Origin of the sequence: Wolbachia endosymbiont of Trichogramma kaykai (assembly GCF_045765165.1) — a bacterium.
Lineage (GTDB): Bacteria > Pseudomonadota > Alphaproteobacteria > Rickettsiales > Anaplasmataceae > Wolbachia.
The window spans coordinates 61,168-78,276 of the sequence record NZ_JBJJXK010000004.1 but is presented as its reverse complement, the minus strand read 5'-3'; the positions used below and the strand labels follow the sequence as shown (position 1 = coordinate 78,276).

Annotated in this window: 10 protein-coding genes; 6 read left to right on the top strand and 4 right to left on the bottom strand. The window is 35.3% G+C overall.

Annotation, left to right across the window (positions count from 1 at the left end):
* The first annotated feature begins 95 nt into the window (after positions 1-95).
* The gene (gene pheT, locus wTKK_RS04385; protein ID WP_407512344.1) at positions 96-2,435 is read left to right on the top strand and encodes a phenylalanine--tRNA ligase subunit beta; all 2,340 of its coding nucleotides are present in this window, start codon (positions 96-98) and stop codon (positions 2,433-2,435) included.
* On the opposite strand, the gene wTKK_RS04380 is transcribed toward pheT, so the two are convergent.
* Together wTKK_RS04380 and ileS are read right to left on the bottom strand one after the other, a co-directional pair.
* Positions 2,432-5,206 carry a hypothetical protein gene (locus tag wTKK_RS04380; RefSeq protein WP_407512783.1) on the bottom strand — a complete coding sequence of 925 codons (2,775 nt, stop codon included), beginning with the start codon at positions 5,204-5,206 and terminating at the stop codon, positions 2,432-2,434. The genes pheT and wTKK_RS04380 overlap by 4 nt on opposite strands.
* A 41-nt stretch (positions 5,207-5,247) precedes the next feature.
* Positions 5,248-8,481 (bottom strand): isoleucine--tRNA ligase, encoded by a 3,234-nt coding sequence (gene ileS, locus wTKK_RS04375; RefSeq protein ID WP_407512342.1) that lies wholly within the window; start codon positions 8,479-8,481, stop codon positions 5,248-5,250.
* Between the two features lie 138 nt (positions 8,482-8,619).
* Here ileS and wTKK_RS04370 point away from each other — a divergent pair, with 138 nt between their 5' ends.
* On the top strand, positions 8,620-8,853 hold the full coding sequence (locus wTKK_RS04370; protein WP_407512341.1) for a hypothetical protein: 234 nt from the start codon (positions 8,620-8,622) through the stop codon (positions 8,851-8,853).
* Positions 8,854-8,917: 64 nt separating this feature from the next.
* Here wTKK_RS04370 and miaB read toward each other — a convergent pair whose 3' ends face one another.
* Complete coding sequence (miaB, locus tag wTKK_RS04365; RefSeq protein WP_407512339.1) at positions 8,918-10,234, bottom strand: tRNA (N6-isopentenyl adenosine(37)-C2)-methylthiotransferase MiaB; 1,317 nt, start codon at positions 10,232-10,234, stop codon at positions 8,918-8,920.
* Positions 10,235-10,893: 659 nt separating this feature from the next.
* Between miaB and recJ the strand changes: the two genes are divergently transcribed.
* A complete protein-coding gene (gene recJ / locus wTKK_RS04360; protein ID WP_407512337.1) occupies positions 10,894-12,633 on the top strand; it encodes a single-stranded-DNA-specific exonuclease RecJ in 1,740 nt (579 codons plus the stop codon).
* A gap of 18 nt (positions 12,634-12,651) precedes the next feature.
* On the opposite strand, the gene wTKK_RS04355 is transcribed toward recJ, so the two are convergent.
* On the bottom strand, positions 12,652-13,824 hold the full coding sequence (locus wTKK_RS04355) for an NADH-quinone oxidoreductase subunit D (protein WP_407512335.1): 1,173 nt from the start codon (positions 13,822-13,824) through the stop codon (positions 12,652-12,654).
* A gap of 264 nt (positions 13,825-14,088) precedes the next feature.
* Here wTKK_RS04355 and wTKK_RS04350 point away from each other — a divergent pair, with 264 nt between their 5' ends.
* The 3 genes from wTKK_RS04350 to wTKK_RS04340 all read left to right on the top strand — a co-directional run bounded on the left by wTKK_RS04350 (position 14,089) and on the right by wTKK_RS04340 (position 17,090).
* Entirely contained in the window at positions 14,089-14,610 is a 522-nt protein-coding gene (locus wTKK_RS04350; protein WP_407512333.1) for a cytochrome b, read from the top strand.
* Between the two features lie 5 nt (positions 14,611-14,615).
* Positions 14,616-15,611, top strand: a complete 996-nt coding sequence (locus wTKK_RS04345) for an NAD(P)H-dependent flavin oxidoreductase (RefSeq protein ID WP_407512331.1) — start codon at positions 14,616-14,618, stop codon at positions 15,609-15,611.
* A 138-nt stretch (positions 15,612-15,749) separates the two neighbouring features.
* Positions 15,750-17,090: a DUF350 domain-containing protein gene (locus wTKK_RS04340; RefSeq protein WP_407512329.1), complete on the top strand. Its 1,341-nt coding sequence runs from the start codon at positions 15,750-15,752 to the stop codon at positions 17,088-17,090.
* Positions 17,091-17,109: the final 19 nt, after the last annotated feature.

The window sequence follows — 17,109 nt, the reverse complement described above, 5'->3', positions numbered from 1 at the left end:
ACATTACTGCTCGTGACGTAGAGGTATTACGCTACAATAAACTTTAAAAGCATCACGTTTTACATTACAATAAATTTTTGTTTCTTGTTGGATAGATGAAATTCACATTATCTTGGTTATTAGAGTACTTAGAAACCAATGCCAATTTAGAAGAAATTACTGATAAGCTAACTCGCGTAGGGTTGGAAGTAGAAGATGTGGTCAACAATACCAAATTGGCCGAGTTTGTTATTGCAAAAGTATTAGAAGTCACACCTCATCCAAATGCTGATAAATTAAAATTATGTAAAGTAAATGATGGAAGTAAAGTTCTGCAGATAGTCTGCGGAGCAAAAAATGTTAAAGAAGGTATGAAGACTGTGCTTGCATCTCTTGGGAGCACATTGCCAGAAAGCAACTTTACAATTAAGCCTACAAAAATAAGAGGAGTGCTAAGTGAAGGGATGCTCTGCTCTGCTTTCGAACTTGCGTTGACTCAAAATGAAAGTGAAGGAATAATTGAGCTTTCTGACGATTATAAAGTAGGGGATAAATTTTTTAATTGCGATCCTGTAATTGATATAAATGTCACTCCAAATCGTGGAGATTGCCTAGGTGTTTATGGAATAGCACGTGATCTAGCAGCAACTGGAATTGGAACGTTAAAGACTTTAATCATTCCACAACTTACCTGCTCTATAAATTCACCAGTAAACGTCAAAGTTACCGACGGGGAGAGCTTCATTAGTGGAGTATACATCACCAATGTAAAAAATAGAGAGAGCCCAAAATGGTTAAAAGATAAATTGGAATCTATAGGAAGGCGCTCCATTTCTGCAATAGTTGATATTACTAATTACATCATGATATCCTTTAATCGCCCAATGCATGCATATAATGCAAAAAAAATAGAAGGAGAGCTCACAGTACGTAAAGCAAACGATGGAGAAAAATTTATTGGTTTAAATGATAAAGAATACTCATTAAATAAAGACATAAGTGTTATTTCTGATGATAAAAATGTTCATGCAATTGCTGGAATTATAGGTAGTAAGTACAGTGAATGCACTCTTGAGACTACTGATATTTTTTTAGAGTCTGCTTGGTTTGATCCTATCTCTATCACTAAATCTTCAAGGCAACTAGGCATCTCCACAGACTCAAGTTACAGGTTTGCACGTTCAGTTGACCCTAGTTTTACCCTTGATGGACTCAATCTTGCAGCCCAGATGATTTTAGATTTATGTGGCGGAGAAGTTTCAAGCATAGTGTCTGCTGGCAATTTGAATAAGGCTGATACCAAGATAAATTTTGATTGTCAAAATGCAAACAAACTTGGAAGTGTATCTGCATCACCTAATGAGGTATTCGATATTTTAACAAAGCTAGGGTTTAGTATCGATAAAAAAACCGAAGGTAATTGGAATATACAAGTACCAAGCTGGAGACCGGACGTAACCATACCTGCTGACTTAGTTGAAGAGGGAGTAAGAATATACGGCTATGATAAAATAAAGGAAGAGCAACTAGCAGAAGACGTGACAGTAGAAGAAGAGACACAAGATGATTTACGCATTTTAATGACAAGCAGAGGGTTTCATGAAGTGATAACTTGGTCTTTTATGAGTGAATCAATAGCTGAAAAGTTTGGTTACTTGAACAAATTATTTATTATCGACAACCCATTTAATAATGACTTTAACATAATGAGACCAAGCATCATACCAAATTTGTTAAAAGTTACTGCAGATAATACTGCCCATGGTACACCTGATTGTGCAATTTTTGAAATTGGGCCAATTTATAATGATGAAGCTCAGTCTAAGTATGTTTTGAGCGGAATCAGGTCAGGAAATAATCTACCACGAAACCATTATAACACTGACAGGAAAATAGATGTTTTTGACGCAAAGGCTGACCTCATAACAGCTTTGGAACTTTTTAATATCAATTGTGATAATTTAGCAATAGAGAGAGCAGAAAAAGAATATTATCACCCAGGAAAATCAGGCTCCTTATCTTTTAGAGGTAAAGTAGTTGGTTATTTTGGAGAATTGCATCCGAGTATATTGGATTTTTTTAACATCAAACAAAAAATTGTAGGCTTTGAGTTGATATTAGAAAATATCGAAAATTTACCTATAAGTAGAAAAAAATTGATCAATTATAAATATCAAAGTGTAAAACGCGATTTTGCGTTTATTATAAATAAAGATATAGAAGCAGGTAGTATAATCAATATGGTAAAAAAAAGCTCAGAGCTCATCACAGAAGTTTTGATATTTGATGTATATCATGGAAACAATATAGAATCGAATAAGATGTCTATAGCATTTTCAGTTACTTTCTGCTCTCCAACTCACACTTTAACCGAAGAGGAAATCCAAAAAGAATCAAATATGATAGTCAACTTAGTGTGTGAAAATACTGAAGCAACTTTGAGAGCTCATTATTAAGGCGTAATCGCCTTTTCCTGATTTTGCTGTGTCACGTTTACTTCATCCAGTTTATTCCCTATCTTGAATTCAATATCCTTGAAAAACCTATCCCACATTCCATGCAAATGCTCTTCTACTTTAGGCCATACATCATTTTTAAATGTCGTTCTATCATCGGAGAATAAATTACCGAAAAAAACTCCTACTTCCTCATAACTTGAATGAAAATGTTGAAGAAATGTTTCTACTTCCTTATGAGCATCATGTGCCACACTCAACGCTTTTCCTTCTGTGCTCTTATCCCCACGAATTGCAACGGCAAGACCTGTTTGAATATATCCCAAGCCTGTCCTAATAGCTTTTATAGGCTGCAGCCATGAACTCTTATCACTTTTTGGTACATTATTTACTATATTTTCCACCAATCTATTTATTAAAGGAGAAAATAAATCTTGACAAAAGTGTTTGATATTATCTCCTATTTTAATTAAAGGACTTTTTATGCACTTTTCTAGCACATAGTACTCAAGTTCTGCCCTCTCTAGTAACTTCTTAATTGCTTCTTCGTTAAAAGTTTCATGCTCGAACGCTTTCAGTAAGTCATCTTCTATTATTGCAAATTTTATTTTTTCACGAGACTCTAGTTCTTCCCTGTAACTATTTTTTGTTTCTTCATTTATCAACAACCCTTTTTCTTCCAATTTTAACTGTTCTAATTCTTTTAGAATTTCTTTGTTATTTTTCAAGTGCTTCTGTATTAATTTCGTATTTGGATGCCCTTCCCCTTTTCTATTACACTCATCTTCTAAGTACTTATCTAAGTCCTTATTCCCTTCTATTATTTTTCTTAATAGTATAGGTTGTTCAGGTCTTTTTAAGAATTTTTCAATTCTCACTCGATGTGAATTAATCTTTTCTACTAGATCTGGTGCCCCCCTTTCTAATAACTTACATGAGTCCTCTATGCCCTTTGCTTGGCCTTTGAATAAATTTTGTATTTTACATTTCGTGATTTCTAAGTATATCTTTGCTATCAAGTCATTCACTTTACCTGAAGCTTTTTCTAAACTTTCCCCATTCAAAGGACCGTTTATCTCCTCTTCTAAACTTCGAAACTGGTCTCTTAAGCTTAGTATTCCTAACATGTCTAACTTACCCTTAGCTTTTTTTATTACTGATTCTACTAGCCTTTGCTCAACTTCTTGATCGTCATACTCGAACTTAAAAAGATCCTCTAATTTCCTTTTTAAATCATCATTTATTGAGTTATTTCCCCCTTTATCATCAGACATTTTTTCTAATTCTTGACGTATAATGCGATACCTCTGATGCCCTGCCTTTCTTAAATTCTCAATCTCTTTTTTAGCACTATTTAGAGCTGTTCCTGTTTCTTCACGATACTTCTCTTTATAAATATCAATGATTGTCCTCTTAGCTATTTTCCCTTCTTCTTTAAGCCGCTCCCATTCTGCTTTAAATACAGGAAATTCACTATCTTCCAAGATATCTGGTACTTTTGCTCCTGCTTCTCTCAGATCTTTTATTATCATCTCTTTCTCATTTGGTAACTCCTTACCTTGACTTTTTAATTTCTGTTTCACTAAAGTATTTTTTATCTTATCCTCCATTGAAAAATCTTCTCCCCGTCTATTTTGCTGAAATTTAATTGCTTGTATAAAAGCAACTTGACAAGTATTTTCTATTAAGTGAGTTATCAACTTAGGATCTATGCTACTCACCACTTTCAGCCTGAGTTCATTCAATAATTCCTTCAGTTTATCATGTGTAATATCTTTCTTTTCTAGCTTAATCAGCTCTTCCATAGTTCTTGCGCATTCTTGAATCGAAGTTGCAAGCACACTCTTGATTTTATTACGCAAGGATCTAAGACCATTTTTTAAATTGATGTTAATTGGCAATTTCAGTACGATAATATGCTCCGAATCCGGCTCTGCACTAAACCACTGACTATTTTCATTCTCACATAAGTCTCTAAGTAATTGTTTAAATTGTGGCGGAAATTTTATTTCCATATCATATTTAATTCTTGAATCAGAAACTACTGTTTCATAAAAAGAAAACTCTGTGTTTTGGTGCTTATTAGAATAATGCCCCATACTCATTTTAAGAGCAGCCACTAAAGAATGAGATAAATCTCTATTTAAAAGATAAAAAGTAGCTAAAGCAATTGTTGCAGGAACAACCAAAGCTACAAGTACAGTCACATTAACAAAGATTGCCATTGCAGCAAGAGCGCGATATGCCAATCTTTTTAGCACACCTGTCTCACTCTTTTTTGTCTTATCTTCCACTACACCTTCTTGCGTCTTGCTATTTGCTTTAAATCTACTGTATATGACTAACCCCAGTGCAGTAAAAGCAATATAAGGGAGCATTAAAACTGACAGAGCTAAATTTAATATTTTCTTCTCTGGACAAGCTCTGTTTATCTCTTTCAATATTTCGCTTGACATATTATACCAGGAGGTAAAAAAGTCAGAATTATAATCTTTATAATGAAATATACTGAGTGGAACATTAAAAGCAGCTATTTGTTTAATTAACCAATCCTGCCTACTTACAGCATCAAAAAACCCTTCTTCCTCTTCTGAATTAGCAAAACCTAAATCATTCCCTTCTTCTACATTGGAAACATCTTCCATAGCATCAAAAAACTCTTCTTCCTCTTCCAAAGCAACATTGGAAATAGATTCTACTTTACCTAAACCATCACTGTTGTTATTTAAATCAACAACTTCTCTATGACCATCCGCAACAACTTGATTCATATCACCACCCTGCTTAAAGCAACTTGAGCATAGCATAAACATTAGTAACTTTGCAACTTTATTAACTTAATACTAACTATCAAATCTTGATATTCCTTAGAATAGAAGTCGGCTCCGATCTCTTTATTAGTGTCCAAAGATAAGGCAAGGGTCTGATCTTTTATATATTTATTCCATGTAGTTATTGCTTCCTTAATTTTTTCATCTTCTGTTTTTATTATTACTCTAATTCTATCTGATATATGAAAATCAGCTTGTTTTCTAGTTTCTTGAATAAGCCTCACAACATCTCTCGCAAGCCCTTCTAGAATTAGTTCATTATCAAGCTCAGTGCTCAGAATAACAATACCTTTATTGTTATCAAATACAGAAGAATATTCACTGTTTGCTTTTAACAATAGTTCATATTCACCTTTTTCTATAATATAGTTCTCTGTTTCATCTCCCAGAAATATCTGTTCTTTTTCAACTTGCTTCCACTTTCCTTCCTTAACGTATTGAACTAGTTTCTTGATTTTGTCTGGAATCTTCTTACCAAGTAGCGGGAAATTTAGTTTTAGCTCTAATGATGCAATATCTTCAAGTCTATTTACTAATTCTAATTTTTTTACATTTACCTCATCTTTTATCATCTCTTGGTATTCATTTGAGTCTGCAGTACAATGGATCCCAGTGTCACGCACTGGGATGACAGAAAACGGCTCACCTTCAAGAAAACTACAGAAAGACTGATGGTAGATAGTCATACTGCCAAGTGGCTGTCTGATGCGCATGTTAAACGTATTTCTGATGGATAATGCAGAGTTACATATCTCTCTTACCAAATCCATCTTGGCAATGAGCTGACTATTATATCTATCTGATTGTGGAAAATCAGCCAAATGAACAGACATTTCTTCATACCTAAGCCCCTGCCATATAGTCTCTGTTATAAGTGGTAACAAAGGGGCTGCAGCTCGAAGCATGTAATAAAAAACTGTGTACAGAACATTATAAGCGTCGGTTTTATCTTGATCTAAGTCACTTTTCCAAAAACGCTCGCGACTGCGACGAATATACCAATTATTTAGCACTTCAAAAAAATCTGTCAAGATTTTACAAGCTTCCTGAGAGTTATAGTTGTTCATAGAAGCTCGCATACCTTCCACAGCTTCAAAACATTTTGAAATCATGTAGCAATCAATAGTATTCTGATAATCCCTACAAATCTCAGCTTTAATTCCATCTGCATTTGCATACATAGTAAAAAAGTGATAACTGTTCCAAATAGGTTTTACTACGTTTTTTAGAACATCACGCACTAAATTTCCTTCTTTGTCGAGTAGTAAATTACCACCGCAGACAATAGATCCAGAAAGCATAAGAAAACGCAGCGCATCAGAACCATATTTGTCAAAAATCTCCATTGGATCTGCATAATTATTCAAACGTTTGGATAACTTCTGACCTTTCACATCAAGAACCACACCGTGGCATATGCAATTCTTAAATGGCTCACTATCAAATAAAGCAGTGGAAAGCACAAAAAGCGTATAAAACCATCCTCTTGTTTGTGCTATATATTCAGTGATAAAATCCGCAGGGAAATTACTCTCACACCACTCCTTATTTTCAAACGGATAGTGAACTTGCGCGAACGGCATCGATCCAGATTCAAACCAACAGTCAAACACATCAGGCACACGACGCATAACTGATTTTCCTGTTGGATCATCAGGATTTGGTCTTATCAAAGTATCGATAAATGGTCTGTGCAAGTCATCTATTTTAACATTAAAATCTCGCTCTAGTTCTGCTATCGAACCATACACATCTACTCTTGGATATTTTGTATCGTCTGATTTCCACACGGGAATTGGAGTACCCCAAAATCGATTGCGTGAAATAGACCAATCGTGTGCTCCTTCAAGCCATTTTCCAAATTGACCATCTCTAATATGATTCGGCATCCAATTAACTCTCTTATTTAGTTCTACCATTCTCCCCTTGAACTTTGTCACAGCAACGTACCAAGAAGGCATAGTGCGATAGATCAAAGGAGTATCCGTTCTCCAGCAGTGAGGATAATTGTGAATATATTGCTCAGTTTTAAACCAGCTTCCCTGCCTTTTTAATTTCTTGATTACTGTATCATTGGCATCAAAAACATGAACTCCTGCCAAATCTGAAACTTCAGTAGTAAATTTTCCAGAGTTATCAACTGGACAAACAGCTCGAATATCATGGCTTTGACAAAGGTAAAAATCTTCTTCACCAAATCCAGGAGCAGTGTGCACAACACCAGTACCATCTTCTGCTGTAACATAATCGGCAATGAAAACACGGAACGCATTCTTTGTATCTTTAAAGTAATTAAACAGTGGTCTATAAGGAAGACCTGCAAGATCACTTGCTTTAAGTTTTATATTACAGTTTTCATATTGAATATTGCTTTGTTCACAGTGGCTGACAAATTTCTCTAAATAACTTTCAGCAAAGATGTAGACTTCACCATTTACTAACACCATACAATACTCAATATCCTCCCCTACTGCCAGTGCAAGATTGCTAGGCAACGTCCAAGGCGTTGTAGTCCAAGCAAGTAATCTACATTTTTGTTTAAATTGTTTTGGATTTTCTAAAAGTTCAAAAGCAACAGTTACAGCTTTGCTAATTTTTTCTCTATAAGCATTATCTAGTCTTGTTTCAAAATTAGAGAGTGGAGTTTCGCACGCCCAGCTATAGGGAACAACGCGTATTGATTCATACACCAGACCTTTATCATAAAGCTGCTTAAATGCCCACATGACCGACTCCATGAATGACTTATCCATAGTCTTATAGTCATTGTGAAAATCTACCCATCTTGCTTGTCTATTTACATATTTCTCCCATTCTGATGAAAATTTCATCACAGAAGTACGGCAATGATTATTGAATTTTTCAATGCCAAACTTCTCTATCTCAGTTCTACCAGATATTCCAAGTTCCTTTTCTGCACCCATCTCAGCTGGTAAGCCATGGCAATCCCAACCGAATCTACGTTCAACCCTTTTTTGCAGCATAGTTTGATATCTTGCAAATGCATCTTTTATACAACCAGTAAGCAAGTGTCCGTAATGCGGAAGTCCATTTGCAAACGGAGGCCCATCATAAAATATAAAACAATGACCCTTGGAACGTTTCTCGACTGACTGCTCAAAAATTTTATTTTCCTGCCAAAATTTTATGATTTCCTTTTCTAGCAATGAAAAATCAGGACTGCTACTTGTATCAGGATAATACTTCATATTCATTTTAACTGGATAAAACCAAAGAATATAGAGCTTTCTGGAAAATTACAAATTCAAAAACTCTGTTTCTATAAACATAGATAGGTATTGACACCATTATACAACATATTAATTCATTAGACTTATTTATTGAGGTTGAAGATGAACAAAGACAATAGAAGTTGGCCTTATCAGAAATTTCATGATGCTAACAAAAATAATAGTAAAAGCAGCTTTATTTGGAGATCGCTTTCTTATGAATATAAGAATTATGGAAAGGTTAAAAAAGTACACTATCAGTTGGAAAAGAAAAAAAATCCCGCAAATCTATTATATCAAGTCTCATATAATTGCGTAACAGAGAGTTGTAGTCCTTTAAGGATTAAATCTAGATAGCTTATAAACTCATAAAAACACACAAAGTGCTTCTACATGAGAGCATGTGAGCACTTTTCTCTAATTAGGCAGCGCATCCCAACAAACTATTTTGCCGAGCTTCCAATATCCTTACATTTACTATTTTATCCTTGTATTTCTCGTCGGGATCATCAACGCATACTGATTGCATGTATGGGCTTTTACCAATAATTTGATTTTGGTGTTTACCTTTTTTATCACTGAATAGAACAGGAATAGTTTTTCCTATCATACTCTGATTAAATTCAAGTTGTTGCTTGCTAATTAATTCCTGTAACCGAAGAAGACGCTCTGTTTTAACCTCTTCTGGTACTTGATCTTTTCTTTCCGCCCCTGGCGTTCCTGGCCTTGGGCTATATTTAAAACTATAAGCCTGAGCGTACTTTACTTTTTCTACTAACTTCATAGTTTCCTCAAAATCTTTTTCAGTTTCTCCAGGAAAACCAACAATAAAATCAGAAGAAAATTCGATTTCAGGTTTCAATTTGCGAAATCTGTCTATTATTTCCAAATACTCCTCTGCAGTGTGTTTCCTGTTCATTGCATGCAATATTTTATTCGAACCTGACTGCACAGGTAGGTGAACAAACGGCATGAGTTTTGGCTCTTCCGCATGCACCAGGTAGAGAGATTCGTGCATATCTCTTGGATGAGAAGTTGTATAGCGGATTCTTTCTAGGTTTTCAATTTTAGCAATGTGACTAATTAATTTTCCTAAATCCCAGACCTCTTCTTCGCACTCTCCATGATAAGCATTAACATTTTGACCGAGCAAATTGATTTCCCTTGCCCCATTTGCAACTAACTTTAATATTTCACGGAATATTTCACTTACTGGTCGTGAATACTCAGCCCCGCGAGTGTAAGGCACCACACAAAACGTACAAAATTTATCACAACCTTCTTGTATGGCAAGAAACGCAGAAGACCCCTGGCTATTGCCATAACATTCATCCGGCAATTTATCAAACTTTGCAACTTCAAGAAAGTCAGTATTTATTATATGACCTTTACTTCTACTTGCTTTGACTATCAATTCCGGTAAAGCAGCGATACTCTGGGAACCAACAACAATGTCAACAAAAGGAGCTCTTTTGAATACCTCTTCCCCTTCTGCTTGCGCTACACATCCAGCCACTACTATGGTCCTTTCTTTTCTTGACGAATGAATTCTTCCAAGCTCTGAATAAAGCTTTTCTGCTGCCTTTTCTCTAATATGACAAGTATTCAATATCACCAAATCAGCTTGTTCTACATCACTAACAACGTTGAATCCTAGAGGCTTAACTATATTCTCTATTAAAATGGAGTCATAAACGTTCATCTGACAGCCGTAAGTTTTAATATATAGGCCTTTCATATTTAAAATTCTTCACACAAATTCTAGCAAATTATACGAAAAACTGAATTCTAGTACAACATCCAATAAAGATTTCTTGACAAAGCTTCTCGCTTTCCCTACCGTAACGGCGGAGGTATTTTAAGAGCTCAAAAATCTATCTCCGTCTGCAGGCTTTTCAGTCAATTTCTCAATAAAAAGTGTAGCGTATCTTCTTCAGTGTATACTATAGTATGTGCACTGTATTTTTTTGCTAATCTTTCGGGGGGATTTTATCTCCAGAATTCCAGATACTTGACCTTTATTCTTAAGATAAAAACCGACTGGTAGTTATGGTTTTTATAAAGAAAGTGCAAACAATACTTTAAAGAATATGAAACAAAGGTAGAAAAGGTTTGAGTAACCAAAAACTGTTTCTAGGCATAAATTTGCGATGCATACTTGAAAAGTAATTACATTAATATAATGTTAACACTTATATGTTAATATAGATATAATACTAATTAAAGAGCATGTTATGCAAGAAGGAGTATTAGATTTTACAGATGCTCTTTGTCAAAATAAATGTGATTCCTTTCGAGTGACACTCTCCTATACCCTTCTTTAGGTTATACAGAAGTCTAACACAATTATAGAACAAGCTTAAAAGTTCTGGTAAAGTAGTTTTATTTATAAAGAGCATGCTACTTGATATTGAAAAACGCAGCATAACAAATGCACTGTGGAAGTTACAAGAAGCAGATCAAAGGGAGATTTTTACTCTTATACAGAGATTTGAGTTGCCAGAAATATTAGCAAGAATACTAGTTGCTCGTGGTGTTAACATAGAAAATGCACATGACTTCTTACACCCACTAATCAGATCGCTATTACCAGATCCCTTTCACCTCCTTGATATGGATAAAGCTGTTTCTCGCATAATAAAAGCAATAAACAATAATGAGAATATTGCAATATTTGGTGATTACGATGTTGATGGTGCAACGTCATCAGCATTGATTAATAGATACCTAAGAGCGATTGGGACACACTCTATAATCTATATTCCAGATCGTGTTGATGAGGGCTATGGATTGAACACAGATGCTTTATTACAACTGAAAAAGAATGGTATTGATTTATGTATTTCTGTTGATTGCGGTACGCTTGCATATCAACCAATAGAAGAGGCAAGGGTTTTTGGACTTGATATTATAGTTATCGATCATCACCTTGGTATAGAAAAATTACCAAGTGCTGTAGCAGTTGTTAATCCCAACCGCCTTGACGAGAGCTCTCCTTATAATAACTTAGCAGCAGTTGGAGTGTCATTTCTGCTAATTGTTGCTCTTAACAGAAGCCTACGTGAGCAAGGATTTTTTACCAACAAAAAAGAACCAGATTTATTTGATCTACTGGATTTGGTTGCTCTTGGAACTGTTTGCGATGTTATGCAGATTACAGGCCTAAATAGGGCTTTTGTTTTACAAGGATTAAAAGTTATGTCAGCAAGAAAAAATGTTGGCTTACGTGTTTTGTTTGACGCTTTAGGAATCCTTGAAAAACCAAGTGTTTCACGATTAGGGTTTAGTATTGGGCCATGTATAAATGCCGGAGGAAGAATTGGAGAAGCATCACTCGGTGCAAGGTTGCTTTCCACTGATGATGAAGAAAAGGCGCATTCAATCGCGCTAAAACTAATAGATTTGAATAATGCAAGAAAAATGCTAGAAAATGAGGCTGTTTTGGAAGCTACAACACAAGCGGAAAATTTTGCCCACTTGGGTGTAAATTTTATAATGGTAAGTGGTAATTGGCACCAGGGAATAATTGGTATCATTGCATCAAGACTAAAAGAGCAGTTTCACTTACCAACGATAGTGATATCTTTAAATAACGGAATAGGAAAAGCAAGCTGCAGGTCAATTTCTGGGATAGATATTGGTGCTGCAGTTCTTTCTGCAAAATTTACCAATCTAATCATTGAAGGTGGTGGTCACAGTATGGCAGCAGGATTTTCGATTGAAGAAGATAAAATAAGTGATCTACATGATTTTTTTACTGAAAGATTTGCAAACTCTACAAATGAAAAAATCATAAAAGCCGATGGCATAGTAACAGCTAAAGCAATAAACTTATCCCTGTGGAATCAATTGCAACGCTTAGAGCCATTTGGTGTTGGCAATCCTGAACCGAGATTCATCATTCAAGTAGCAAAGATAAGAAAGCCGGAAGTTATAGGAGTTGACCATATAAAATGTTTTATTGCTGACGATAATGTTATGGTCAAAGCTATTGCGTTTCGCTGTGCAAATACTGAGCTTGGCTCCGCTATTATGCAGGGTAATGTTAAAGCCATTTTGGGTAAAATCTCTATGAATTACTGGAATGGCAATGAATTTATACAATTTATGATAGAAGATGTCTTAACCACTAGTTAAGTTACTATTTTAAAATAATTACCTATCAATCTCACCAAATACTATGTCGAGTGAACCGATAATTGCTGCAATGTCAGCAAGCATGTGTCCTTTTGCCATGAAATCTAAGGCCTGTAAATGCGCAAAGCCAGGTGCTCTTATTCGACATCTATAAGGTCTATTGGTACCATCTGAAACTATATATACTCCAAACTCACCTTTTGGCGCTTCAACGGCTATGTAAGCCTCACCCTCTGGCACGTGATATCCTTCTGAATAAAGCTTAAAATGATGAATCATAGCTTCCATGGATTCTTTCATTTCAGCTCTTGGCGGTGGAGAAATTTTTCTATCTTCAGTTTTTATTGGCCCTTCAGGTATCTTCTCTATGCATTGCTTCACCAAGCTGATAGATTGCCTAATCTCCGCCATTCTTACTAAATAACGGTCATAACAGTCACCATTTTGACCGATTGGTATATCAAAATCCAACTGATCATATATCTCATATGGCTGGCTTTTTCGCAAGTCCCAAGCAAGTCCAGCAGCACGGAGCATTGGTCCACTAAAGCCCCAATCAAGCGCCTGTTTTATTGATATTTCACTAATTCCTACAGTGCGTTGCTTCCATATCCTGTTTTCTGTTAGAAGCTCATCAACATCATCTATGTACTTTGGAAATTGCTCTATAAATTTTGCAATATCTTCAATCAAACCTTCTGGGATATCTGCTGCAAGTCCACCGGGCCTTATATAAGCTGCGTGAAATCTTGCACCTGAGGCCCTTTCATAGAACTCGAGTATTTTTTCTCTCTCTTCAAAGAGCCATAAAAGAGGAGTCATCGCCCCAACATCAAGTGCTTGGGAAGAGATATTTAGTAAATGATTTAGTATTCTTGTCAGCTCACAAAATAGAACACGCAAATATTTTGCTCTAATCGGAACTTCGCACTGCAATAATTCCTCTACACATAGCGAATATGCATGCTCTTGTGACATTGGTGACACATAATCAAGGCGGTCAAAATAAGGGAGAGCTTGAAGATACGTTTTATGTTCTATTAACTTCTCAGTGCCGCGATGCAAAAGTCCAATGTGGGGATCTGCCCTCTCGATCACTTCACCATCCATTTCTAAAACAAGACGTAGCACCCCATGTGCAGCTGGGTGCTGAGGGCCAAAGTTTAGCATCATTGTCTTTAGATCTGGCATGTTTGGAAGTTTGAGATGTTAAAATTGTATAGGGTAAAATTTGCTTAAAGTCAATAGGCTTCTTGTACAAGCTATAACTCATCGTTACAATAGAAAAACTCTCAAAAACTTCACCACTTTTTCATGATCTGATAGACAATGTTTATGTGTCATATGCAATTATTGCACTTATGTTGATCAAGGCAGCGAAATTATGTATAGATAATTTTGATTGAGAAATAGTTTTTTTACTATATAAATTCTACTTTAGAGTAACCAAAATTAATGAAAAACAATAAATATAGTTTAGGCTTAAGGATCATTCATTGGTTGATGTCTGCTCTTATTGTTGGTATGCTTTGTTCTGGACTGTACATGAAAAGTTTGCTGATTAGCAGTGAAGTTAAATTCAGCATATACGCTATTCATAAGGCTTGTGGTATCAACGTTCTTGGATTAATTATAGTACGTATATTTTTTCGCGTCTTTACTTATGTTCCTCAATTGCCGGCAAGTTTTTCTCGGTTCGTAATCAATGCGAGCAAAATGATACACTTTGGTTTGTATTTTTTGATGGTGCTAATGCCATTATCTGGTTATGTCATGTCTTCTGCTTCTAGTAAAGAGATAAAATATTTTGTTCATATCCCTTTGTTAATCAATGAAAACAAAGAGCTAGCTAGTACAGCTAATCAGCTACATTCGATGCTTGCATGTCTTATGATAGTCTTTATAACCTTGCATATACTTGGTGCTTTAAAACATACATTTATAGATAAACAAAACATTTTCAAACGTATGATATAGGCTATATGTTGAGCAGGCTTTGGAAGAAAGGAACGAATTTTCTCGGTAGTGAGTTTCCAGTAATGGGTGGTGCTATGAGCTGGGTTTCAGAGAGAAATTTAGTTTCAGCAATCTCAAATGCCGGTGGTTTTGGTGTAATTGCATGTGGTGCAATGTCTCCAGAATTACTGAAAAAAGAAATCATAGAGACACAGAAGTTAACTCATAAGCCATTTGGTGTCAATCTGATTACTATGCACCCAAATTTGAGTGAGTTAATAGATATATGCATTGAAACAAAAGTAAGCCATGTAGTTCTTGCTGGAGGATTACCAATAAAACCTAATATAGCAAAAATCAAGAATGCAGGCATTAAAGTTATGTGCTTTGCACCAGCATTAAGCCTTGCGAAAAGGTTAGTAAACATGGGGGTAGATGCGTTAATAATAGAAGGTATGGAAGCAGGAGGACATATCGGTCCTGTTAGCACTTCTGTTCTCGCACAAGAGATATTACCTCATCTTAAAAATGAGAAAACACCGGTGTTTGTTGCAGGTGGAATAGGAAGAGGCGAAATGATAGTGAACTACCTAGAAATGGGAGCAAGTGGCTGTCAAATAGGTACATTATTTGTCTGCACGAATGAGTCAATCGCTCACAAAAATTTTAAAGAAGTATTCATCAAATCAGCTGCGCGTAATGCTGTATCTTCTGTACATATTAGTGCTGATTTCCCTGTAATTCCAGTAAGAGCTATAGTTAACAAAGCAAGTGATGATTTTATAAAGCATCAAAGAAACATTATCGATAAATATCAAAATGGAGAAATCTCAAAAGAAGAGGGGCAACTTGAAATAGAAAAGTTCTGGGCTGGAGCTTTAAGAAGAGCAGTAATTGATGGAGATGTTGAAACAGGATCTTTAATGGCTGGTCAAAGTGTTGGCATGGTTGATAGAGAAAAGCCTATAAAAGAAGTAATAGATATACTAGTTCAACAGGCAAGCAATTATGTTAAAATGTAAAATCAGTAATCAGCAAAGAAAATAGTCAGCAAATTGCTATAATTATCCGTAATAAGGCGTAACTCCCCAGTTTTAATGTAAAATTAACGCTAAAGAGGTATTCATGCATTTTGTTATGTATGGAGAAATATTATGCCAATGAGTTTTGCAAAAGATCAGAAGAGTGAAAAAGATCTTGATCATCAATTGTACAGTGCTATGGTCGCAAAGATCATAAGAAAACATAATAATGAAATTCCAAAAAATGGAGGGAGGACTATCAAAGAATGCGTAAAATTGCTCAAAAAAGGAGCTAGTCCTGGGATGTTAACTGAGCTATCAAAAAATTTAAAACGATTATCGAGAGAGTCAGAAAAATTTAAAGAATGTCATAATTATTACACCGAGAAATTTCTTCCAGCATTGGGAAAAAGAGTAATGGAATTAGAAGTCGAATTTCCAGTATCTAAGAATGAAATAGAACGATCACAAGGATTACCAACAAAAAGAGGAAAAATATTACAAATAATTTCAAATATTACTAATGAAAGTAGTGACAAAAATCATTCTAGTAGCGTTATTCAAAATCAAAAAGATAGACAAGGTAATGCTATGGAACGATTTAACAAACAAAGTCTTTCTGGTGAAGTTGAAATTCCCAAAAATTCAGGTATTAATACTCTGGAAAAGGATTCTTTAGCTAATGGTGTAAGTGGAAAAGGAACCCATGTAATATATAATTCCTTGAGAAGTTCAGGTCGTTATGATGCTTTAACAATTCTTACATCAAAACAATCGCAAGAAGGAAAGAAGATCACACAATCAAAATTGAATAGTCAATCTGATCTTTCGATTGATAGTAAGGATTTAAAAAATGAAAAGCCTAATATAACTATAAATGCTGTAGAAATGCCAAGCGGTGCAAATACTTCTAAACTCATTAGTAGTAGTGATTTAGATAGTGTAATAAATTCATCTAGCTTGGCATCAAGTAGCAGAAGGAACATCTTAAATTCAGTAACAAGCATTTCATCTGAGGAAAGTGTACACTTTAAATTAAACCCTGCTGAGGAAGATAATAGTTTGCAACTAGAAGATGAAGGAAAAGCAAAATTAGCATATCCGAACAAAACAAGGCCCAAAGGCCCAAGCGGAAGAATATCCCCTTCTAAACATCATAAGAAGACTGAAGAAGGGCCTCATTGTGCGATCTCAGTGACAGGCAGTAAGGTAAAAGATACAATGCAATCCAGTAATTATGAAAATAGTAGTAAAAACAAAAATCTTCACGTTGCACTTGTAATAAGTTCTGCTCTCTTAGCAATAGAGTGCATTGTTGCAGGAGCAATGACATCAGGATTAGTAGGAGTAGGGCTGTTTGTGCTGGCTGGAGTACTTGCTACAGCAGCTGCTGCTGAATTTTGTTCAAATATTCTGTCAAGTAAATTGACATCCATTAGTGTGAGTCCTCTTTTTGATAATAAAGAGCTAACATGGTGATAAAAGTTAAATATGAGTT